The following is a 684-nucleotide window of genomic DNA, read 5'->3' as shown; positions in this document are numbered from 1 at the left end:
CGGTATAGACACCCATGATCTGCCCGCGCCGCTCTGGCGCCGCGGCCGCGTTCGCGGGCTCTACTGGTGGCGCCGCTATTGCGAAGCGGCAGGCATCATGCTGGACGATCTCGACAACCAACTGTTCTTCAACCGCACGCATCTGTGCATCGACGCGACGCTGCGCGGTCTTGGCATTGCCATCGGCGACCATCTCTCCTGCGGCGAGCATCTGCGGTCGGGGCGTCTTTTTCAGCTTCCCGGCCCGGTGCTGCCGGGACGGGAACAGTATCATCTGCTGACCCCTGACACGACGCACCTGTCACGGCCCGTGCGACAAATGCGCGACTGGTTGAGGAAGGCAGCGCAGAAATGAAAGTGACTGGCTGAAAGAACTCAGCCTGGATTGTTGCTGTTGCGGTGAAGGCCGATTTTGGACAACACTGCCCCCGGCAGATCAGGGTGTTCTGCCCGCGATCTTGCTGTCAGCAAAAGAACGGTCGAGGTTATCGTGAATTCGAAAACGCGTGCAAAGAGCATCGTCGAGGGAAGTGGTGCGATGAGGATAGTGGACCGGCTGCGCTCCTGCTGGGGGTTCAGTCCGAATGTCGACCGAAATGTCACCCTGGTGGACGGCTTTCTCAACGGCAAGACCGTTGCCGAGCTGGCGCAGGAGCATCGCCTTTCAAAAACAAGGACGCGCCA

General features: G+C 60.4%; 1 protein-coding gene and 1 pseudogene. Both read left to right on the top strand.

From position 1 onward, the window contains the following. Positions 1 to 355 (top strand): LysR substrate-binding domain-containing protein (locus tag EN749_RS36765; protein ID WP_245491601.1); only part of this gene is annotated, 355 nt, incomplete at its 5' end. Positions 356 to 490: 135 nt separating this feature from the next. Continuing rightward, positions 491 to 684, top strand: a pseudogene (locus EN749_RS36760) (hypothetical protein); the annotation flags it as partial.

Origin of the sequence: Mesorhizobium sp. M7A.F.Ca.ET.027.02.1.1 (assembly GCF_004022985.1) — a bacterium.
In the GTDB taxonomy this organism is placed as follows: Bacteria; Pseudomonadota; Alphaproteobacteria; order Rhizobiales; family Rhizobiaceae; genus Mesorhizobium.
The sequence above is the reverse complement of the archived record's forward strand: the minus strand, read 5'-3'. Positions and strand labels throughout refer to the sequence as shown.